17 protein-coding genes and 1 pseudogene are annotated in these 19,782 nt (G+C 70.5%); 9 read left to right on the forward strand and 9 right to left on the reverse strand.

Annotation, left to right across the window (positions count from 1 at the left end):
* Positions 1-324: 324 nt before the first annotated feature.
* On the reverse strand, positions 325-1,149 hold the full coding sequence (locus tag ACIP6U_RS19385; RefSeq protein WP_401719029.1) for an oxidoreductase: 825 nt from the start codon (positions 1,147-1,149) through the stop codon (positions 325-327).
* Positions 1,150-1,250: 101 nt separating this feature from the next.
* Between ACIP6U_RS19385 and ACIP6U_RS19390 the strand changes: the two genes are divergently transcribed.
* The gene (locus ACIP6U_RS19390) at positions 1,251-2,231 is read left to right on the forward strand and encodes an ATP-binding protein (RefSeq protein ID WP_401719031.1); all 981 of its coding nucleotides are present in this window, start codon (positions 1,251-1,253) and stop codon (positions 2,229-2,231) included.
* A 57-nt stretch (positions 2,232-2,288) separates the two neighbouring features.
* On the opposite strand, the gene ACIP6U_RS19395 is transcribed toward ACIP6U_RS19390, so the two are convergent.
* Positions 2,289-3,566: a hypothetical protein gene (locus ACIP6U_RS19395; protein WP_401719034.1), complete on the reverse strand. Its 1,278-nt coding sequence runs from the start codon at positions 3,564-3,566 to the stop codon at positions 2,289-2,291.
* A gap of 334 nt (positions 3,567-3,900) precedes the next feature.
* Between ACIP6U_RS19395 and ACIP6U_RS19400 the strand changes: the two genes are divergently transcribed.
* The 6 genes and pseudogenes from ACIP6U_RS19400 to ACIP6U_RS19425 all read left to right on the forward strand — a co-directional run bounded on the left by ACIP6U_RS19400 (position 3,901) and on the right by ACIP6U_RS19425 (position 11,949).
* Positions 3,901-6,408: a bifunctional SulP family inorganic anion transporter/carbonic anhydrase gene (locus ACIP6U_RS19400; RefSeq protein WP_401719036.1), complete on the forward strand. Its 2,508-nt coding sequence runs from the start codon at positions 3,901-3,903 to the stop codon at positions 6,406-6,408.
* A gap of 180 nt (positions 6,409-6,588) precedes the next feature.
* Positions 6,589-8,547, forward strand: a complete 1,959-nt coding sequence (gene acs, locus ACIP6U_RS19405) for an acetate--CoA ligase (protein ID WP_401719039.1) — start codon at positions 6,589-6,591, stop codon at positions 8,545-8,547.
* A gap of 148 nt (positions 8,548-8,695) precedes the next feature.
* Positions 8,696-10,169: pseudogene (nhaA, locus tag ACIP6U_RS19410) on the forward strand (Na+/H+ antiporter NhaA).
* Between the two features lie 40 nt (positions 10,170-10,209).
* Positions 10,210-10,704 carry a phage holin family protein gene (locus tag ACIP6U_RS19415; RefSeq protein ID WP_123998678.1) on the forward strand — a complete coding sequence of 165 codons (495 nt, stop codon included), beginning with the start codon at positions 10,210-10,212 and terminating at the stop codon, positions 10,702-10,704.
* The gene (locus tag ACIP6U_RS19420; RefSeq protein ID WP_401719042.1) at positions 10,701-11,639 is read left to right on the forward strand and encodes an alpha/beta fold hydrolase; all 939 of its coding nucleotides are present in this window, start codon (positions 10,701-10,703) and stop codon (positions 11,637-11,639) included. Before ACIP6U_RS19415 ends, ACIP6U_RS19420 begins: the two co-directional genes overlap by 4 nt.
* A gap of 127 nt (positions 11,640-11,766) precedes the next feature.
* Positions 11,767-11,949, forward strand: a complete 183-nt coding sequence (locus ACIP6U_RS19425; RefSeq protein WP_123998680.1) for a hypothetical protein — start codon at positions 11,767-11,769, stop codon at positions 11,947-11,949.
* Between the two features lie 57 nt (positions 11,950-12,006).
* On the opposite strand, the gene ACIP6U_RS19430 is transcribed toward ACIP6U_RS19425, so the two are convergent.
* The 3 genes from ACIP6U_RS19430 to nth form a co-directional block, all read right to left on the reverse strand.
* Positions 12,007-13,206: a MarP family serine protease gene (locus tag ACIP6U_RS19430; protein WP_401719044.1), complete on the reverse strand. Its 1,200-nt coding sequence runs from the start codon at positions 13,204-13,206 to the stop codon at positions 12,007-12,009.
* A gap of 13 nt (positions 13,207-13,219) precedes the next feature.
* The gene (locus ACIP6U_RS19435) at positions 13,220-13,915 is read right to left on the reverse strand and encodes an NUDIX hydrolase (RefSeq protein WP_401719625.1); all 696 of its coding nucleotides are present in this window, start codon (positions 13,913-13,915) and stop codon (positions 13,220-13,222) included.
* Between the two features lie 154 nt (positions 13,916-14,069).
* Complete coding sequence (gene nth / locus ACIP6U_RS19440; RefSeq protein WP_401719047.1) at positions 14,070-15,074, reverse strand: endonuclease III; 1,005 nt, start codon at positions 15,072-15,074, stop codon at positions 14,070-14,072.
* Positions 15,075-15,392: 318 nt separating this feature from the next.
* Here nth and ACIP6U_RS19445 point away from each other — a divergent pair, with 318 nt between their 5' ends.
* Positions 15,393-16,067, forward strand: coding sequence for a Crp/Fnr family transcriptional regulator (locus ACIP6U_RS19445; RefSeq protein ID WP_123998683.1), 675 nt, complete (start codon positions 15,393-15,395; stop codon positions 16,065-16,067).
* A 152-nt stretch (positions 16,068-16,219) separates the two neighbouring features.
* On the opposite strand, the gene ACIP6U_RS19450 is transcribed toward ACIP6U_RS19445, so the two are convergent.
* The 4 genes from ACIP6U_RS19450 to ACIP6U_RS19465 form a co-directional block, all read right to left on the reverse strand.
* Complete coding sequence (locus ACIP6U_RS19450) at positions 16,220-17,050, reverse strand: MBL fold metallo-hydrolase (protein WP_401719050.1); 831 nt, start codon at positions 17,048-17,050, stop codon at positions 16,220-16,222.
* A complete protein-coding gene (locus tag ACIP6U_RS19455; RefSeq protein WP_401719053.1) occupies positions 17,047-17,964 on the reverse strand; it encodes an NUDIX hydrolase in 918 nt (305 codons plus the stop codon). The genes ACIP6U_RS19450 and ACIP6U_RS19455 overlap by 4 nt, the downstream gene beginning before the upstream one ends.
* Before the next feature lie 74 nt (positions 17,965-18,038).
* Positions 18,039-18,503, reverse strand: a complete 465-nt coding sequence (locus ACIP6U_RS19460) for a RidA family protein (protein ID WP_401719056.1) — start codon at positions 18,501-18,503, stop codon at positions 18,039-18,041.
* Complete coding sequence (locus tag ACIP6U_RS19465) at positions 18,500-18,658, reverse strand: DUF4177 domain-containing protein (RefSeq protein ID WP_003967454.1); 159 nt, start codon at positions 18,656-18,658, stop codon at positions 18,500-18,502. The genes ACIP6U_RS19460 and ACIP6U_RS19465 overlap by 4 nt, the downstream gene beginning before the upstream one ends.
* A gap of 105 nt (positions 18,659-18,763) precedes the next feature.
* Between ACIP6U_RS19465 and ACIP6U_RS19470 the strand changes: the two genes are divergently transcribed.
* Positions 18,764-19,741, forward strand: coding sequence for an ArsA-related P-loop ATPase (locus ACIP6U_RS19470; protein ID WP_401719059.1), 978 nt, complete (start codon positions 18,764-18,766; stop codon positions 19,739-19,741).
* Positions 19,742-19,782 lie beyond the last annotated feature (41 nt).

Raw genomic sequence — 19,782 nt, forward strand, 5'->3', positions numbered from 1 at the left:
GTTCCGCTTGCTTCGGTCCTGGAGTACAAAGAGATTACGGCCCGCGAAGCCAAGGACGTCCGAGAGGATCACCTTTACTAATCGCATTTGGCCCCACGGACCGCGCATGGACACAGGGCACCCACGCGACGTCGACCCGTCGATTACGGGCCAGCCGCACCAGGTGACGGGCTATGTTCCCGACCTGATGGGCAATATTTCGAGGACGCTTGGTAACCCGGTGAACATGCCAGCGGCGGTACGAATCCTCGTACCGCCGCAACTCTTGTCCGGGGACTTCGGGAACTCCGGAGACTCCCGGAACTGCCGCAAATCTCAGGCCTCTTAAGCCGCTCCGCGCTGAAGCGCCTCGCACACCGCCGTCGACTCGCGCGCACCGAGTTCGGTCGACCGGCCGCAGTGGGCGATCCAGGCACCCATCCCCTCCGGGGTCCCGGAGACGTATCCGTCCAGCGCCGCCAGATAGGCCGCGCGCCCCTGCTCGGCGTGGCCGACCTCCGCGGGGCACACGGACTTCGGGTCGAGGCCGCTGCCCACCAGGACGATGCGTTCCGCCGTGCGTGCGATCAGGCCGTTGTGCGAGGAGAAGGGGCGCAGCGCGAGCAGTTCGCCGTGCACGATCGCCGCCGTCACCAGGGCGGGCGCCGAACTGCCCTTGATGACCAGCTCGGAGAGGCCCTCCAGCCGTCCGTGCACCTCGGCCGCGCCCGGCAGCGGCAGTTCGACGAGCGGCTCGTCGACCGGCTCCCCCTGCTGCCGCGGCCGTCCGACCGCGTCGTCGGAGCTCGCGGCGGCCACCAGGTGCAGCCGGGCCAGCACCCGCAGCGGCGACTGCCGCCAGATGGACAGGAGTTGCCCCGCCTCGGCGGTCAGCCGCAGCGCGGCGCCCACCACGCGCGCGTCCGTGTCGCCGCTGAAGTCGGTCCGCCTGCGCACCTCTTCGAGCGCCCAGTCCGCGCCGGACAGCGCAGCGGAACCGCGCGCGCCGCGCAGCGCGGCCTCGGAGGTGATCTCGTTGCTGCGGCGCCGCATGATCCGGTGCCCGTAGACCCGGTCCACGGACTTGCGCACGGACTCCACGGACTCGGCCACGCCGGGCAGTGCGCCCAGGGCCGCGAGCGGATCAGCGGTCGCGCCTGTCGTACTCATGAGTACGACCCTACGCACACCGGGCGCGGACCCCACGAAGGAGTGGTCTTCTTCACGTACACCCAACACCTAAAGCTACCTCCCGACTACCCTGCGTGAACATGAAAATTGCTTTCGTCGGGAAGGGCGGCAGCGGCAAGACGACCCTGTCCTCCCTGTTCATCCGCCATCTCGCGGCGGCCGGCTCCCCGGTCGTCGCGGTCGACGCCGACATCAACCAGCACCTGGGCGCCGCGCTGGGACTGGACGACACCGAGGCGGCCGGGCTGCCCGCGATGGGTGAGCGGCTGCCGCTGATCAAGGACTACCTGCGCGGATCCAACCCGCGGATCGCCTCCGCCGAGACGATGATCAAGACGACCCCGCCCGGCGAGGGCTCCCGGCTGCTGCGCGTGGGCGAGGACAACCCGGTCTACGAGGCCTGCGCCCGGCCGGTGGAACTCGACGGCGGGGCCGTCCGTTTGATGGTCACCGGCCCCTTCACGGACGCCGACCTGGGGGTCGCCTGCTACCACTCCAAGACGGGAGCGGTGGAGCTGTGCCTGAACCACCTGGTGGACGGGCAGGGCGAGTACGTCGTGGTGGACATGACGGCGGGCTCGGACTCCTTCGCCTCCGGCATGTTCACCCGCTTCGACATCACGTTCCTCGTCGCCGAGCCGACCCGGAAGGGGGTCTCCGTCTATCGCCAGTACAAGGAGTACGCCCGTGACTTCGGCGTCGTACTGAAAGTCGTCGGCAACAAGGTGCAGGGTCAGGACGACCTCGACTTCCTCCGCGCCGAGGTCGGGGACGACCTGTTGGTGACCGTCGGGCACTCGGACTGGGTGCGCGCCATGGAGAAGGGCCGCCCGCCCCGGTTCGCGCTCCTGGAGGACGTCAACCGCCGTGCCCTGCGCACTCTTCAGGTCGCCGCCGACGCGACGTACGACCTGCGCGACTGGGAGCGCTACACGCGCCAGACGGTGCACTTCCATCTGAAGAACGCGGCCTCTTGGGGCAACGAGCGCACCGGGGTCGACCTGGCGGCGCAGGTCGACCCCGGTTTCGTGCTCGGCGAGGGGCTCACCACCGCCGTATGAGGGGCTCACCACCGCCGTGTGACGCTCGCGCGCGACGACGGCCGAGCCCCTTGCCGACTACGGCTGCTGCTTGGCCGCCGGCGCTCCGGGCACGCCCTTCGGGGCCGGGGCCGGCCGGCCCGAGAGGAAGGACGCCCAGCCCTGCTTCGGTGCCTCGCCGACGTTCAGGCCGTGCAGCTTCGCCAGGATCTGCGGGTCCTGGGCGTCCAGCCAGTCGGCCAGCTGCCGGAAGGACACACAGCGCACGTCGGGCTTGTTGCAGACGTTCTCGACGACCTCGTCCACGGCACGCATGTAGGTGCCGCCGTTCCAGGACTCGAAGTGGTTGCCGATGACGAGGGGCGCGCGGTTGCCGTCGTAGGCGCGGTGGAAGCCCTTGAGGAGGCCGTCGCGCATCTGGTCGCCCCAGTACTGGAACTTGTCGGGGTCACCCTGGGTCTGCGTACCGGACTGGTTGACCATGAAGTTGTAGTCCATGGTGAGCTGCTCGTAGGAGTGCCCGGGGAACGGCACGAGCTGCATCGACAGGTCCCACAGGCCTTCCTTCTTCTTCGGCCAGAGCTGGTCGTTGACCCCGCTGGTGTCGTAGCGGAAGCCCAGCTCGTGGGCGGCCTTCATGAAGTTGCGCTGGCCTTCGAGACACGGCGTGCGGGCTCCGACGAGTTCCTTGTCGTAGTCGAAGGGCAGCGCGGCCGCCTTCTTCATGCCGGTGTTGGTCTTCCAGGACTTGACGAAGTGCTTCGCCTGGGCGATCTCGTCCTTCCAGTCCGCGACCGACCACTCGCCGACGCCACCGTCCTTGCCGCAGAAGTGGCCGTTGAAGTGGGTGCCGATCTCGTTGCCCTCCAGCCACGCCAGGCGCAGCTGCTTGACGGTGTCGGCGATGCCCTTGGTGTCGTTGAAGCCGATGTCGGAGCGGCCCGGTGAGTGCTGCGGCGGCTTGTACTCGTCGCGCTTGTCCTCCGGCAGCATGTACACGCCGCTCAGGAAGTACGTCATCGTCGCGTGGTTGGCCTTGGCGACCTTGCGGAAGTGGGAGAACAGCTGCTGGCTGTCCTCGCCGGCGCCGTCCCAGGAGAAGACGACGAACTGCGGGGGCTTCTGGCCGGGCTTGAGCCGCTCCGGCCTGGGCAGGTGCGGCTGCGCCCCGGTGTACGAGGTGGAGCCGTCGCCGATCAGCCGGACCATGTTCTTGGGCGGCTGGGCCGGCTTGGCCTTCTGCGGACCGGGAGCACCTGCCTTGGAACCGTCGGAACCGATCCCGCAGCCGGCGAGCGATGCGGCACAGACCGCGGCGATCACGGCGCCGGCGGCGATCCTCTGGGTGGCGGCCATGTTCCGCCCACCTTCTTCCTTCTCTCAGGCCAACGCCGCTGAGGGCGTTTTCTGGTGATGTGCCGGGAAGGCCCGACAGCGCCGCCAAGGTTGCACGGGGCCGAGAAGGAATTAGTACGACAAGCCGATCAAATAATTGCTTCGCTCTTGCGGGTGACTTATAGGGCTATTTGCCAGGAAAGTTCATGCCTAGCCTTTACTCTGCATTACGATTCGTTTACCGAACGTTGATTCATCCCGCCGCTGCACGCCGTGACCCACGGCCGCGACCCGACCCCGCCACCGACGGGGACCCCTGTTCCGCGACCGCGCTGCCCCGGAGGAGACGGGAAACATGTCAGCCTGCGTACGTACTCGCGCCACCGACCGCCACTCGACCCGCACCGAGCGCACCCACCGGCCCCACAGCCCGCCGACCCCACCCCGCCGCTTCCGGCTCGCGGGCGCCGATGTGTCGGCCTCCATCGCCGTCTTCCTGATCGCCCTGCCGCTCTCCCTGGGCATCGCCCTCGCCACCGGCGCCCCGCTCCAGGCGGGCCTGGTCGCCGCGGCCGTCGGCGGCCTGGTCGTCGGCTGGCTCGGCGGCTGTCCGCTCCAGGTCAGCGGCCCCGCCGCCGGACTCACGGTGGTCACCGCCGACCTCATCCAGCGCTACGGCTGGCGCACGACCTGTGCCATCACGGTCCTCGCCGGTCTCGCCCAACTCGGCCTCGGCTGCCTGCGCGTGGCCCGCACCGCGCTCGCCGTCAGCCCCGCCATCGTGCACGGCATGCTCGCCGGCATCGGCGTCACCATCGCCGTCGCCCAGCTGCACATCGTCCTGGGCGGCACCCCGCAGAGCTCCGTCCTCGCCAACCTCCGCGCCCTGCCCGCCCAGTTGGCACGGCTGCAACCGGCCGCCGTGTCGGTGAGCGTGCTGACGCTGGCCCTGCTGCTGCTCTGGCCGCGGATCCCGGGCCGGGTCGGACATCTGCTGCGCAAGATCCCCGCCGCGCTCGTCGCGGTCGCCGGCGCCACCACGGCCGCCTCGCTCACCGGCCTCAGCCTGCCCAAGGTCGACCTGCCGTCCTGGAGCAGCCACGCCCTGGCCGGACTCCCCGAGGGCCCGGTGCTCGGCATCATCGCCGCCGTGCTCACCACCACGCTGGTGTGCAGCGTGCAGTCGCTGCTCGGCGCAGTCGCCGTGGACAAGATGATGGCCGCCCGGCCCGGCCTCGCCGCCCGCGTCGGCCGCTCCCGTCTGGACCGCGAGCTGCTCGGCCAGGGAGCCGCCAACATCGTCTCCGGCGCCCTCGGCGGACTGCCGGTCGCCGGCGTGGCCGTCCGCAGCGCGGCGAATGTCAACGCGGGTGCCGTGAGCCGGAACTCCACGCTGCTGCACGGCGTTCTCGTAGTGATCGCCGCGCTGCTGATGGTCCCGGTCCTGGAGCTGATCCCGCTCGCCTCGCTCGCCGCCCTGGTGATGGCCGTCGGCATCCAGATGGTGTCCCTGCACCACATCCGCACGGTGACCCGCCACCGAGAAGTGCTGGTCTACGCCGTCACCACCCTCGGCGTGGTCGTCTTCGGCGTCCTGGAGGGCGTCACGCTGGGGATCGCCGTCGCCGTCGCCGTCGCCATGCAGCGCCTGGCCCGCACCCGCATCACGCACGAGGAGAAGGAAGGAGTCCATCACGTCCAGGTCCGCGGCCAGTTGACGTTCCTCGCGGTGCCGCGCCTCAGCCGGGCCCTGCACCTCGTACCCCAAGGCGCGCACGCCGTCGTGGAGTTGGACGGCTCGTTCATGGACCACGCGGCGTACGAGTCCCTGCACGACTGGCAGAGCACGCACACCGCGCAGGGCGGCACCGCCGAGCTGACCGGCCGCCGTACGGGCACACGCGTGTCCGGTGCCGGCCACGCCGGGGACGGGGTGACCCCGACCGGTGAGCCGACGGCGTCGGCCGGCTGCCGCTGCCGACCCTGGACACCTTGGCGCAACCACCAATGCGAACCCCTGGAGTCCGTGTCACCGGGCGGGCACCCCGGTGGGTCGACCGCCCGTTCCGCACCCGGCAGCTCCAAGCCGGGCGACACCAGCACCGACCTCGACCCCGATACCGACACCAACACCAGCGGCACCTCCAACAGCCGCAGCGGAGGACGCCAACTCGCCCAGGGCATCAGCGCGTTCCAGCGCAACACCGCTCCGCTCGTGCGGGGCGAGCTGGCCCGGCTGGCGCGGGAGGGGCAGCGGCCCTCGCAGCTCTTCCTCACCTGTGCCGACTCGCGGCTGGTGACCTCGATGATCACCTCCAGTGGTCCGGGCGACCTGTTCGTGGTGCGCAATGTGGGCAACCTCGTCCCGCTGCCCGGCGACGAGGGCGGCGACGACTCGGTGGCGGCCGCGATCGAGTACGCGGTGGACGTACTGAAGGTGCGGTCCATCACGGTGTGCGGGCACTCCGGCTGCGGGGCCATGCAGGCATTGCTCAACTCGGAGCCGGGGGGCGCGCGGACGCCGCTCAAGCGGTGGCTGCGGCACGGGCTGCCGAGTCTGGAGCGGATGGCCGACGACGGCAGACCGTGGGCGCGGCTCGCCGGGCGGGCGCCCGCCGACGCCGTGGAGCAGCTCTCGCTGACCAATGTGGTCCAGCAGTTGGAGCATCTGCGGGCGCACGAGTCGGTGACGCGGGCGCTGCGAGAGGGGGCGCTGGAGCTGCACGGGATGTACTTCCACGTGGGTGAGGCGCAGGCGTACCTGCTGACCGAGGGGAGTCCGGAGAACGGGGAGAACGGAGAGAACACGGAGAACCAGGACGAGGTGTTCGACCACGTGAGCGCGGCGGACCTCCCGGCCTGAGCCTCCGCCCGGGCCCTCGCCTGAACCCGCCTCACCCGGCGTCCGTGGCTATGGACAACCCCTGGCCACACAAGTCCGATGACAGGTCTAAACCAATTCCAGGTCGACTCTTGTCATCGGACCCCCGGGTCTGATGAGCTGGCCCGGGACACAACGGACACCCTGGGAAAGGCAGATGCCGTGAGCAACGAAAGCCTGGCCAACCTGCTCAAAGAGGAACGCAGGTTCGCACCCCCCGCGGACCTGGCGGCGAACGCCAACGTCACGGCGGAGGCGTATGAACAGGCCAAGGCTGACCGGCTCGGCTTCTGGGCCGCGCAGGCCCGTCGGCTGACCTGGGCCAAGGAACCGACCGAGACGCTGGACTGGTCGAACCCGCCGTTCGCCAAGTGGTTCAAGGACGGCACGCTCAACGTCGCGTACAACTGCGTGGACCGCCATGTGGAGGCCGGGCTCGGCGACCGGGTCGCCATCCACTTCGAGGGCGAGCCCGGCGACAGCCGCGCCATCACCTACGCCGAGCTCAAGGACGAGGTCTCCAAGGCGGCCAACGCCCTGCTGGAGCTGGGTGTCCGCAAGGGCGACCGGGTCGCCGTCTACATGCCGATGATCCCGGAGACGGCGGTCGCGATGCTCGCGTGCGCCCGGATCGGCGCCGCCCACTCCGTCGTCTTCGGCGGCTTCTCGGCCGACGCGCTCGCGACCCGCATCCAGGACGCCGACGCCAAGGTCGTCATCACCACCGACGGCGGCTACCGGCGCGGCAAGCCGTCCGCGCTCAAGCCGGCCGTCGACGAGGCGGTCGCCAAGGTCGACAACGTGGAGCACGTCCTCGTGGTCCGCCGTACCGGCCAGGAGGTCGCCTGGGACGGCGAGCGGGACGTGTGGTGGCACGAGATCGTCGAGCGCCAGTCGGCCGAGCACACGCCCGAGGCCTTCGACGCCGAGCACCCGCTGTTCATCCTGTACACGTCCGGTACGACGGGTAAGCCCAAGGGCATCCTGCACACCTCCGGCGGCTACCTCACCCAGGCCTCGTACACCCACCACGCCGTCTTCGACCTCAAGCCGGAGACGGACGTCTACTGGTGCACGGCCGACGTCGGCTGGGTCACCGGCCACTCGTACATCGTCTACGGGCCGCTGGCCAACGGCGCCACCCAGGTCATGTACGAGGGCACCCCGGACACCCCGCACCAGGGCCGCTTCTGGGAGATCGTGCAGAAGTACGGGGTGACGATCCTGTACACGGCGCCCACCGCCATTCGTACGTTCATGAAGTGGGGCGACGACATCCCCGCGAAGTTCGACCTGTCCTCCCTCCGTGTCCTCGGGTCCGTGGGCGAGCCGATCAACCCCGAGGCGTGGATCTGGTACCGCAAGCACATCGGCGGCGACAGGACCCCGATCGTCGACACCTGGTGGCAGACCGAGACCGGCGCCATGATGATCTCGCCACTGCCCGGTGTCACGGCGACCAAGCCCGGTTCCGCGCAGACCCCGCTGCCCGGCATCTCCGCGACCGTCGTCGACGACGAGGCCAACGAGGTCCCGAACGGCGGTGGCGGTTACCTGGTCCTGACCGAGCCGTGGCCGTCGATGCTGCGCACCATCTGGGGCGACGACCAGCGCTTCCTCGACACGTACTGGTCGCGGTTCGAGGGCAAGTACTTCGCCGGCGACGGCGCGAAGAAGGACGACGACGGCGACATCTGGCTGCTCGGCCGGGTCGACGACGTGATGCTCGTGTCCGGCCACAACATCTCCACCACGGAGGTCGAGTCGGCGCTCGTCTCGCACCCCGCGGTCGCCGAGGCGGCCGTCGTCGGTGCCGCCGACGAGACGACCGGGCAGGCCATCGTCGCCTTCGTGATCCTGCGCGGCACGGCCAACGCCGAGGACGAGAACCTCGTCAACGACCTGCGCAACCACGTCGGCAGCGTCCTCGGCCCGATCGCCAAGCCCAAGCGGGTGCTGCCGGTCGCCGAGCTGCCGAAGACCCGCTCCGGCAAGATCATGCGCCGCCTGCTGCGCGACGTGGCCGAGAACCGTCAGCTCGGCGACGTGACGACGCTGACCGACTCGACGGTCATGGACCTCATCCAGGCCAAGCTGCCGGCCGCGCCCAGCGAGGACTGAGCAGTCGTACGACCATGGGGGGCGTCCGGTGCGAAAAGCGCCGGGCGCCCCTTTTAGGTAAACTAAGCAAAACTGCGTGACCCTCAAGGTGTGCCGGGAAGTCTGGTCGGCGAACGGTTCAGCCCTGCCCACCACCCGGAGGCCCCCCGTGAGCGCGCCCCGCACCACCCCCGCCCGCAAGGTCCTCGGACGCCTGTCCCTGCCCGAGCGGACCTTCGTCACGGACGCCCTGCGCGCCGAGACGGTCGGCGGTGTGCTGCTGCTCGTGGCCGCGGTCACCGCGCTGATCTGGACGAACATCCCAGCGCTGCACAGCAGTTACGAGAGCGTCAGCCACTTCCACTTCGGCCCCTCCGCGCTCGGCCTGAACCTGTCCGTGGCGCACTGGGCCGCCGACGGTCTGCTCGCGGTCTTCTTCTTCGTCGCCGGCATCGAGCTCAAGCGCGAACTGGTCGCCGGTGACCTGCGCGACCCCAAGGCGGCCGCGCTCCCGGTCGTGGCGGCCCTGTGCGGCATGGCCGTACCGGCGCTCGTCTACACGCTCACCAACCTCACCGGCAACGGCTCCCTGGACGGCTGGGCGGTGCCCACCGCCACCGACATCGCCTTCGCGCTCGCCGTGCTCGCAGTCATCGGCACCTCGCTGCCGAGCGCCCTGCGCGCCTTCCTGCTCACCCTCGCCGTCGTCGACGACCTCTTCGCGATCCTGATCATCGCGATCTTCTTCACCAGCGACATCGACCTCGCCGCGCTCGGCGGCGCCGCCGTGGGCCTGATCGTCTTCTGGCTGCTGCTTCGGAGGGGCGTACGCGGCTGGTACGTGTACGTCCCGCTCGCGCTCGTCATCTGGGCGCTGATGTACAACAGCGGCGTCCACGCCACCATCGCCGGCGTCGCCATGGGCCTGATGCTGCGCTGCCACCGCCACGAGGGCGAGGCGCGGGCGCCCGGCGAGCGCGTGGAGCACCTCGTGCGCCCCCTGTCGGCGGGCCTCGCCGTCCCGCTGTTCGCGCTCTTCAGCGCCGGCGTCACCGTGTCGGGCGGCGCGCTCGGCGATGTGTTCACCCGGCCCGAGACGCTGGGCGTGGTCCTCGGCCTGGTCGTCGGCAAGGCGATCGGGATCTTCGGCGGTACGTGGCTGACGGCCCGTTTCACCAGGGCCTCGCTCAGCGACGAACTCGCCTGGGCCGACGTGTTCGCGGTGGCGACCCTTGCCGGCATCGGCTTCACGGTGTCGCTGCTCATCGGCGAGCTGGCCTTCGACGGCGATGCCGTGCTGACCGACGAGGTCAAGGCCGCCGTACTGACCGCCTCGCTGATCGCGGCCGTCCTCGCGACCGTGTTGCTGAAGGTCCGCAACGCCAAGTACCGCAGGATGTGCGAGGACGAGGAGCGCGACGAGGACCTCGACGGGATCCCGGACATCTACGAGCAGGACGACCCGGCGTACCACCTGCGGATGGCCGAGATCTTCGACCGCAAGGCCGCCGAGCACCGCCGGATCGCCGCGCTCAAGGAGGCCGAGGCGCGCGGGGAGGCCGAAGCCCGGTAGGGAGCTGGGACGACGCGGGCTTGCCGAAGTGGCGGGCGGGGCAGGCGTCGAGGACCACCGTCCGGCATGATCTGACGGGACGGTACAAAAGACTTACGAGGGAGACGGCGATGAGCGCACCCGAGGGCAGCCCGGTCGGCGCCGAACGCAGCATCGGACAGTTGTTCGCCTCGGCGACGACCGAGATGTCTGCGCTGGTGCACGACGAGATCGCGCTGGCCAAGGCGCAGCTCAAGCAGGACGTGATCCGCGGGGCGATGAGCGGCGGCGCGTTCACAGTGGCCGCCGGCGTACTGGTGTTCTCCCTGCCGATGCTCAACTTCGCGCTGGCGTACGGCATCCGCACCTGGAGCGACTGGAACCTGGCGCTCTGCTTCCTGCTGTCCTTCGCGGCGAACGTGCTCATCGCGGTCGTCCTCGTGCTGGTCGGCGTGTTCTTCGCGAAGAAGGCCGCCAAGGGCAAGGGCCCGCAGAAGGTGGCCGCGTCGGTGAAGGAGACGGCCGGCGTGCTGGGGAACGCGAAGCCGCACACGCGTCCGGAAGTGCCGGCCCTGGAGGACCGTGCACCCGCGGCCCTCGAGGCTGTGGCACGCTCGTCATCATGACGGACCCCGCCACACCTTCGGCGCAACCGACGTCGGTCGTCCGAGTCGACGGCCCCTGGACGCACCGGGACGTCGCCGCCAACGGCGCACGTTTCCACATCGCGGAGATCGGCGACGGGCCGCTGGTCATGATGGTGCACGGCTTCCCCCAGTTCTGGTGGACCTGGCGGCACCAGATGACGGCCCTCGCCGACGCCGGCTTCCGCGCCGTCGCCATGGACCTGCGGGGCGTCGGCGGCAGCGACCGCACCCCGCGCGGCTACGACCCCGCCAACCTCGCGCTCGACATCACCGGCGTGATCCGCTCCCTCGGCGAACCCGACGCCGCGCTGGTCGGCCACGACCTGGGCGGCTATCTGGCCTGGACGGCGGCCGTGATGCGGCCCAAGCTGGTGCGCCGGCTCGCGGTCTCGTCGATGCCGCATCCCCGGCGCTGGCGCTCGGCGATGCTCTCCGACGTCAAGCAGACGCGCGCCGGTTCATACATCTGGGGGTTCCAGCGCCCCTGGCTGCCGGAGCGGAAGCTGACCGCCGACGACAGCGCGCTGGTCGGCGAGCTGATCCGGGAGTGGTCCGGGCCCAACGCCCCGGACGACAAGGCCGTGGACACCTACCGCCGCGCGATGAGCATCCCCTCGACGGCGCACTGCGCGATCGAGCCGTACCGCTGGATGGTCCGCTCGATCGCCCGCCCGGACGGCATCCAGTTCAACCGGCGCATGAAGCGCCCGCTGCGCGTGCCGACCCTCCACCTCCACGGCTCGCTGGACCCCGTGATGCGCACCCGCAGCGCGGCCGGTTCCGGCGAGTACGTCGAAGCGCCCTACCGCTGGCGGCTGTTCGACGGCCTCGGGCACTTCCCGCACGAGGAGGATCCGGTCGCTTTCAGTACAGAACTGGTCAACTGGCTGAAGGACCCCGAACCCGATCGGTGACCGCGCCGATGCGCCCGGTATCCGGAACTGAACACCTGTCCTACGAACAGCCACTTGCCCGGCGCATAGGCCGATTGGGGGCCCCTGGGGCGGTTATCGACCTTGGGGCAGGGGCAGACGTCGGGGTATGGGCTGGACGCACGACTACAGTGACACAGCACGCAGTCGCCGCTCGGTGGGCGGCCTGAGTCCCCACCAGCGAGGCAGCGCCCCGCAGATGGCGGGCACGGATCTCCGCGTGGGCATTCCGCGCATCCTGCGCCGCCGGGCCCGCTGGGTCTCGGTGCGCCTGCGCCATCCCCGAGGCTGAGCGCCTTCTTCTTCGAGTCCCTCCCAGGGCTTCGAAGATCTTTACCGGTACGGCGGTCTACAGCGCGCAGCTGTCGCTGTCCACCTGCTGGTTGGCGGTACGCCCCTTGACGATGTCCTCCTGGATCTCGTCCGCGGTGAGGGCGTATCCGGTGTCGGCGTCGTCGAGGGACTTGGCGAACACCACGCCGTACACCTTGCCTTCCGGCGTGAGCAGCGGGCCGCCGGAGTTGCCCTGACGGACGGTCGCGAACAGCGAGTAGACGTCACGGCGGACGGTGCCGCGGTGATAGATGTCCGGACCGCTGGCCGGCAGCCGCCCACGCACGCGTGCCGCCCGGACGTCGTACGACCCGTTCTCCGGGAAGCCCGCGACGATCGCGCCGTCGCCGCTGTCCGCGTCGGTGTCCGTGAACTTCAGCGCGGGCGCCTTCAGATCGGGCACGTCGAGCACGGCGATGTCGCGCTTCCAGTCGTACAGGACGACCGTCGCGTCGTACTTCCTGCCCTCGCCGCCGATCTGGACGGTGGGCTCGTCCACGCCTCCGACCACGTGCGCGTTGGTCATGACGCGGCGGTCGCCGAAGACGAAGCCGGAGCCCTCCAGGACCTTGCCGCAGCTCTGGGCGGTGCCCATGACCTTGACGACGGAGCGCTTGGCGCCGGTGGCGACCTGGCTGCTGGCGAGCGCGGGGTCGGGCGGCTGGACCTCCTTGATCGGCTCGTTCGAGAACGGGCTGAAGACCTGCGGGAAGCCGTTCTGCGCGAGGACCGAGGTGAAGTCCTTGAACCAGGTGTCGGCCTGGGTGGGCAGCACCTCGGACACCCCGAGGAGCACCTTGGAGCTGCGGACCTCCTTGCCGACCGTCGGCATCGTGGTCTGCGCGAGGGCGGAGCCGATCAGCCAGGCGACCAGGAGCATCGCCAGGACGTTGACGAGGGCGCCGCCGGTCGCGTCCAGGGCGCGGGCCGGGGACCAGGTGATGAACCGGCGCAACTTGTTGCCCAGGTGGGTGGTCAGGGCCTGGCCCACGGAGGCGCAGACGATGACGACGACGACCGCGACGACGGCGGCGGTCGTGCTCACCTCGGCGTTGTCGGTCAGCGCGTCCCAGACGACGGGCAGCACATACACCGCCACGAGACCGCCGCCCAGGAAGCCGATCACCGACAGGATGCCGACGACGAAGCCCTGGCGATAACCGACGATCGCGAACCACACGGCGGCGACCAGCAACAAGATGTCCAGCACGTTCACGGCAGACACCCTGTCATGACCTCCAGTCGAGAGGGACCTGCTTGTCCTGGTCCCAGGGGCGCTCCCAGCCGGCGTAGTGGAACAGTCGGTCGATGATTCCGGCCGTGAAGCCCCACACCAGGGCCGATTCGACCAGGAATGCCGGACCTCGGTGGCCTTGGGGGTGCACGGCCGTCGCGCGGTTGGCCGGGTCCGTGAGATCCGCCACGGGGACCGTGAAGACCCGCGCCGTCTCGTTCGGATCGACCACCCCGACCGGGGTCGGCACACGCCACCAGCCCAGCACGGGGGTCACGACGAAGCCGCTCACCGGGATGTACAGCCGGGGCAGCACGCCGAAGAGCTGGACGCCTGAGGGGTCGAGGCCGGTCTCCTCCTCGGCCTCGCGCAGGGCGGCCCGCAGCGGCCCGTCGGTGCCCGGGTCGCCGTCCTCGGGGTCGAGGGCGCCACCGGGGAAGGACGGCTGGCCGGCGTGCGAGCGCAGCGAACTGGCCCGCTCCATGAGCAGCAGTTCGGGACCGCGCTCGCCCTCGCCGAACAGCACGAGGACGGCCGACTGCCGGCCCGCTCCGTCCTCGGGCGGCAGGAAGCGGCTGAGCTGCGGCGGCTGCACCGTCTCCACCGCCCGCACCACCGGATCCAGCCAGCCCGGCAGGCCTTCCTTGCTGAGCGTCACCGGACCGCCCCGCGTATTGCTCGCACGCGTCATCGCCACCCCCGAAGTCCTGCTGGTTCCAACGCCCGCCGCCCCCTTGATCGTTCCTGTCGGCGACCCTGAGATCGCCCCCGAGAACACCTCTGAGAGGGAGTCCGGGTCCCCGGCGGACAGTGCGCCGTCACCGGCGGGCCCGGCGAGCGGTCCGTCATCCGGCCGCCCCCAGCGGCGGTGCCGCCTTGCCGCCCGCGTCCAGGTAGGCCTGCGGGGGGTTGAGGCGCTGGCCCGGGAAGCCGCCCTTCTCGTACTTGAGGAGCTTCTTCGCCTTCTCCGGGTCCGTCTCGCCCTCGCCGTACGCCGGGCAGAGCGGGGCGATGGGGCAGGCGCCGCAGGCGGGCTTGCGGGCGTGGCAGATGCGGCGGCCGTGCCAGATCACGTGGTGCGAGAGGTCCGTCCAGTCGCTCTTGGGGAAGAGCGCTCCCACGGCGGCCTCGATCTTGTCCGGATCGGTCTGATCGGTCCACTGCCAGCGCCGCACCAGCCGCTGGAAGTGGGTGTCCACGGTGATGCCGGGCCGCCCGAAGGCATTGCCCAGCACCACGAAGGCGGTCTTGCGGCCGACGCCGGGCAGTTTGACGAGGTCTTCGAGGCGGCCGGGGACCTCGCCGCCGAACTGCTCCACCAGGCCCTTGGACAGCCCTATGACCGACTTGGTCTTGGCCCGGAAGAAGCCGGTCGGGCGGAGGATCTCCTCGACCTCCTCCGGGTTGGCGGCCGCCAGGTCCTCGGGGGTGGGGTACTTGGCGAAGAGCGCGGGTGTCGTCTGGTTGACCCTGAGGTCGGTGGTCTGGGCGGACAGGACCGTGGCCACCACCAGTTGGAAGGGGTTCTCGAAGTCCAGCTCCGGGTGGGCGTACGGGAAGACCTCGGCGAGCTCGCGGTCGATCCGGCGGGCCCGGCGGACGAGAGCGGTGTGCGACTCGGCGTTGGCAGGCTTGGCGACGACCGCGGCCTTCTTCGCGGGCGCCGTCTTCTTCGCGGGTGCCGCCTTCTTCACCGCAGCCTTCTTCGCGGGTACGGCCTTCTTAGCGGCCGTGGCCTTCTTGCCGACCGCGGTCTTCTTCGCGGCCGTCGTCTCTTTCACGGCCGTCGCTTTCTTCGTGGCCGTCTTCTTCGCCGGAGTCGCCTTCTTCACCGCAGCCTTCTTTGTCACTTTTGCCGGTTTCTTTCCGCCACCAGGGTCCTGTTCGCCCACAGCGGAATCACGACGTGCAGCCACCCGCCCAGCCCCCTTGGCCTGTGCTCTCACCGGCGATTTGGACACCCGGCCAGCCTAGAGCCCGACACTGACATCCGCCCCGGACCCAGGAGATCAGCCCCCAATTGGACCCCTGCCGCTTACCTCGGGACACCAGTGCGGCATCCTTGTGACAGATCACACTGTTTGGACCGTCCGGCAAGATGGGGAGCACGGTCCCCTGGTACCAAGGGGGCGCAAGATCCCCTGAGCAGGTCGACAAGGAGAGAACTCGTGGACGACGTTCTGCGGCGGAACCCGCTTTTCGCGGCGCTCGACGACGAGCAGGCCACGGAGCTTCGCGCCTCCATGAGCGAGGTGACCCTCGCGCGCGGAGACTCGCTCTTCCACGAGGGCGACCCCGGAGACCGGCTCTACGTGGTCACCGAGGGCAAGGTCAAGCTGCACCGCACCTCCCCCGACGGCCGCGAGAACATGCTCGCCGTCGTCGGCCCCGGCGAGTTGATCGGCGAGCTGTCGCTGTTCGACCCGGGCCCCCGTACCGCGACCGCCACCGCGCTCACCGAGGTCAAGCTCCTGGGCCTGGGCCACGGTGACCTCCAGCCCTGGCTGAGCGCCCGTCCCGAGGTGGCCGGCGCCCTGCTGCGCGCCGTCGCCCGCCGGCTGCGCAAGACCAACGACGCCATGTCCGACCTGGTCTTCTCCGATGTTCCCGGCCGCGTCGCCCGCGCCCTGCTGGACCTCTCGCGCCGCTTCGGCGTGCAGTCCGAAGAGGGCATCCACGTCGTCCACGACCTCACGCAGGAGGAGCTGGCCCAGCTGGTCGGCGCGTCCCGCGAGACCGTGAACAAGGCGCTCGCCGACTTCGCCCAGCGCGGGTGGCTCCGCCTGGAGGCGCGTGCGGTGATCCTGCTGGACGTCGAGCGACTGGCCAAGCGTTCGCGCTGACGCTGGTCTTGGCGGTACGACTTCGGGGCCCTTCTTAAGAGGTGGGCCCCGTTTTCGTGCCCGGCGTTCCCGGGGGCTCCGCCCCCGGACCCCCGTTCGGCCTGGACGGCCTCGTCCTCAAACGCCGGACGGGCTGATTTGGTGCCGAGCCTCTAAATAAGACCGTGTTCCTTCAGGTAGTCCAGCTGTGCCCGTACCGACAGCTCCGCCGCCGGCCACAGCGAGCGGTCCACGTCGGCGTACACATGGGCGACGACCTCGGACGACGTGCCGTGACCGTTCTCGACGGCCGTCTCGACCTGGGCGAGGCGGTGGGCGCGGTGGGCGAGGTAGAACTCGACGACGCCCTGGGCGTCGTCCAGGACCGGCCCGTGGCCCGGGAGCACCGTGTGGACGCCGTCGTCGACCGCGAGGGATCTGAGGCGGCGCAGGGAGTCCAGGTAGTCGCCGAGGCGGCCGTCGGGGTGCGCCACGACCGTCGTACCGCGGCCCAGGACGGTGTCGCCGGTCAGGACCGCCTGATCGGCCGGGAGATGGAAGCACAGGGAGTCCGAGGTGTGTCCCGGGGTCGGCACGACCAGCAGCTCCAGGCCGCCGACCCGGACGAGGTCCCCGGCGCCCAGCCCCTCGTCGCCCAGCCGCAGCGCCGGGTCCAGGGCCCGCACCTTCGTGCCGGTCAGCTCGGCGAAGCGGACGGCTCCCTCGGCGTGGTCCGGGTGGCCGTGGGTCAGCAGGGTGAGCGCGATCCGCTTGCCGGCCTTCTCGGCGGTGTCGATGACATTGCGCAGGTGCCCGTCGTCCAGGGGACCCGGGTCGACGACGACCGCCAGCTCCGAGTCGGGCTCGGCGAGGATCCACGTGTTGGTGCCGTCGAGAGTCATCGCCGAGGCGTTGGGCGCCAGGACGTTGACCGCGCGGGCGGTGGCGGGACCCGAGAGGACCCCGCCCCTGGGCTGACCGGGAAGGGCTGCTGCATCCGTCATGCCGTGGCTCCACCGGTCGAGAGGTCGGTCGGTTGATCGGTCGGATGGTCGGTCGGATGGTCGGTCGGGATGTGCTTGGTGAACTCGTCGTGGCCCGGCCAGGACAGCACGATCTCGCCGTCCGCCAGCCGCGCGCGGGCCAGCACGGCGGTCAGGTCGCGGTCCGGGGCCGCGGCGAGCGCCTGGGCGGCCGTGGCGTAGGGCAGCAGCTGGCGCAGGGTCGCGATGGTGGGCGGCATCATCAGCAGCTCGCCCTTGTCGTACGAGATCGCCGCCTCCTCCGGCCGGATCCACACCGTGCGGTCGGCCTCCGTGGAGGCGTTGCGGGTGCGCTGGCCGTGCGGTAGGGCGGCCACGAAGAACCAGGTGTCGTAGCGGCGGGTCTCGAACTCCGGGGTGATCCAGCGGGTCCAGGCGCCCAGCAGGTCCGAGCGCAGGACCAGGCCGCGGCGGTCGAGGAACTCGGCGAAGGACAGCTCGCGGTCGACCAGCGCGGCCCGGTCCGCCTCCCACTGGGGGCCGGTCGTGTCGCCGACCACGGAGTCGGGCGTCTCACCGGCGAGCAGGACGCCCGCCTCCTCGTACGTCTCCCGGACGGCCGCGCAGACGATCGCCTGGGCCTCTGTCTCGTCGACGCCGAACCGCTTCGCCCACCACGCGCGCGTGGGGCCCGCCCAGCGGATGTGGTGCTCGTCGTCACGGGGGTCGACGCCGCCGCCCGGATACGCGTACGCGCCTCCGGCGAAAGCCATGGAGGCGCGTCTGCGCAGCATGTGGACGGCGGGGCCGCCGTCGGTGTCCCTGAGGAGCATGACGGTGGCCGCGCGCTTCGGGGTGACCGGGGTGAGCGTGCCGTCCGCCAGCGCGCGGATACGTTCCGGCCAGTCCTGGGGAAACCACTGCCCATTCGCCATGGCCGGAGGCTATCCCCTGGTGCGCGAATGTTCGAGAGGTACCCGAGGTCAGGGCCCCGGCTCGCGGGTGACGCCTACGGAACGAGCTCCACCTGGATCTCGACCTCCACCGGAGCGTCCAGCGGCAGCACCGCCACGCCGACCGCGCTGCGCGCGTGCACGCCCTTCTCGCCGAGGGCGGCGGCGAGCAGCTCACTGGCGCCGTTGACTACGGCCGGCTGGCCGGTGAAGTCCGACGCCGAGGCGACGAAGCCCACGACCTTCACCACGCGCGCGATGCGGTCCAGGTCGCCGGCCACGGACTTGACGGCGGCCAGCGCGTTCAGGGCGCAGATGCGGGCCAGGTCCTTGGCCTCCTCGGGCGTGACCTCGGCGCCGACCTTGCCGGTGACGGGCAGCTTGCCCTCCACCATCGGGAGCTGCCCCGCGGTGTAGACGTAGACACCCGACAGCACGGCGGGCTGGTAGGCGGCCAGCGGCGGGACGACCTCCGGCAGGGTCAGGCCTAGTTCGGCCAGCTTCGCCTCGACGGCGCTCATGCCTTCTCCCGCTTCAGGTAGGCCACCAGCTGCTCGGGGTTGTTGGGCCCGGGCACGACCTGGACGAGCTCCCAGCCGTCCTCGCCCCAGGTGTCCAGGATCTGCTTCGTGGCGTGGACGAGCAGCGGCACGGTTGCGTATTCCCACTTGGTCATGTGGCCGACTTTAGCGGCTGGTCCGCAGGGCTCAGGGGGCGACTGTCGCCACGTTGTCCACAGGCTGCCGCGTAGCTTGCGCACAGACTGGTTAGGCTCGAAGACGTGAGCAGGCTCCAGGTCGTCAGCGGCAAGGGCGGGACCGGCAAGACGACGGTCGCCGCCGCACTCGCGCTGGCCCTCGCGACCGAGGGGAAGCGGACGCTTCTCGTCGAGGTCGAGGGCCGCCAGGGCATCGCGCAACTCTTCGAGACGGATGCGCTGCCCTATGAGGAGCGGAAGATCGCGGTCGCTCCGGGGGGCGGGGAGGTGTTCGCCCTCTCCATCGACCCCGAGCTGGCCCTTCTGGACTACCTCCAGATGTTCTACAAACTCGGGGGCGCGGGGCGGGCCCTGAAGAAGCTCGGCGCGATCGACTTCGCGACCACCATCGCACCCGGCCTCAGGGACGTCCTGCTGACCGGCAAGGCGTGCGAGGCGGTGCGCCGCAAGGACAAGAGCGGCCGCTTCGCGTACGACTACGTCGTCATGGACGCGCCCCCCACCGGCCGCATCACCCGCTTCCTGAACGTGAACGACGAGGTGGCGGGCCTCGCGAAGATCGGCCCGATACACAATCAGGCGCAGGCCGTGATGCGGGTGCTGAAGTCCAAGGAGACGGCCGTGCACCTGGTGACGCTCCTGGAGGAGATGCCCGTCCAGGAGACCGCCGACGGAATCGCCGAACTGCGCGCCGCGCGGCTGCCGGTGGGCCGGATCATGGTGAACATGGTGCGCCCGGAGGTGTTGGACGCGGCAGACCTGGAACTCGTCGGCAGCACACCGCGTACGGCCCTCGCCAAGTCCCTGTCCGCCGCGGGCCTCGGCGGGGCGCGGCGCGGCGGCAACGCGGAGAAGCTGGTGGACCCGCTGCTCGCCGAGGCGAAGGAGTACGCCGAGCGGTACGCGCTGGAGGAGGAACAGCGGTCGGTCCTGGCCGATCTGGGCCTGCCGCTGCACGAACTGCCGCTGCTCGCCGAGGGCATGGACCTCGGCGGGCTGTACGGGCTGGCCAGGGAGCTGCGCGGGCAGGGCCTGTCATGAGCCGGAGCACGAGTGGGCACCCGGACCGGGGCAGGAGTCGG

It is taken from the genome of Streptomyces sp. NPDC088794 (assembly GCF_044750545.1).
In the GTDB taxonomy this organism is placed as follows: domain Bacteria; phylum Actinomycetota; class Actinomycetes; order Streptomycetales; family Streptomycetaceae; genus Streptomyces.

Bases quoted from the DNA above. Each gene is read 5' to 3' on its own strand.
- ACIP6U_RS19415 (WP_123998678.1), top strand. From the start codon at position 10,210: ATGAGCGCACCCGAGGGCAGCCCGGTCGGCGCCGAACGCAGCATCGGA.
- ACIP6U_RS19455 (WP_401719053.1), bottom strand. From the start codon at position 17,964: ATGGCGAATGGGCAGTGGTTTCCCCAGGACTGGCCGGAACGTATCCGC.
- ACIP6U_RS19385 (WP_401719029.1), bottom strand. From the start codon at position 1,149: ATGAGTACGACAGGCGCGACCGCTGATCCGCTCGCGGCCCTGGGCGCA.
- ACIP6U_RS19460 (WP_401719056.1), bottom strand. From the start codon at position 18,503: ATGAGCGCCGTCGAGGCGAAGCTGGCCGAACTAGGCCTGACCCTGCCG.
- ACIP6U_RS19400 (WP_401719036.1), top strand. From the start codon at position 3,901: ATGTCAGCCTGCGTACGTACTCGCGCCACCGACCGCCACTCGACCCGC.
- ACIP6U_RS19395 (WP_401719034.1), bottom strand. From the start codon at position 3,566: ATGGCCGCCACCCAGAGGATCGCCGCCGGCGCCGTGATCGCCGCGGTC.
- ACIP6U_RS19420 (WP_401719042.1), top strand. From the start codon at position 10,701: ATGACGGACCCCGCCACACCTTCGGCGCAACCGACGTCGGTCGTCCGA.
- ACIP6U_RS19425 (WP_123998680.1), top strand. From the start codon at position 11,767: ATGGGCTGGACGCACGACTACAGTGACACAGCACGCAGTCGCCGCTCG.
- ACIP6U_RS19450 (WP_401719050.1), bottom strand. From the start codon at position 17,050: ATGACGGATGCAGCAGCCCTTCCCGGTCAGCCCAGGGGCGGGGTCCTC.
- ACIP6U_RS19390 (WP_401719031.1), top strand. From the start codon at position 1,251: ATGAAAATTGCTTTCGTCGGGAAGGGCGGCAGCGGCAAGACGACCCTG.
- ACIP6U_RS19435 (WP_401719625.1), bottom strand. From the start codon at position 13,915: ATGACGCGTGCGAGCAATACGCGGGGCGGTCCGGTGACGCTCAGCAAG.
- ACIP6U_RS19465 (WP_003967454.1), bottom strand. From the start codon at position 18,658: ATGACCAAGTGGGAATACGCAACCGTGCCGCTGCTCGTCCACGCCACG.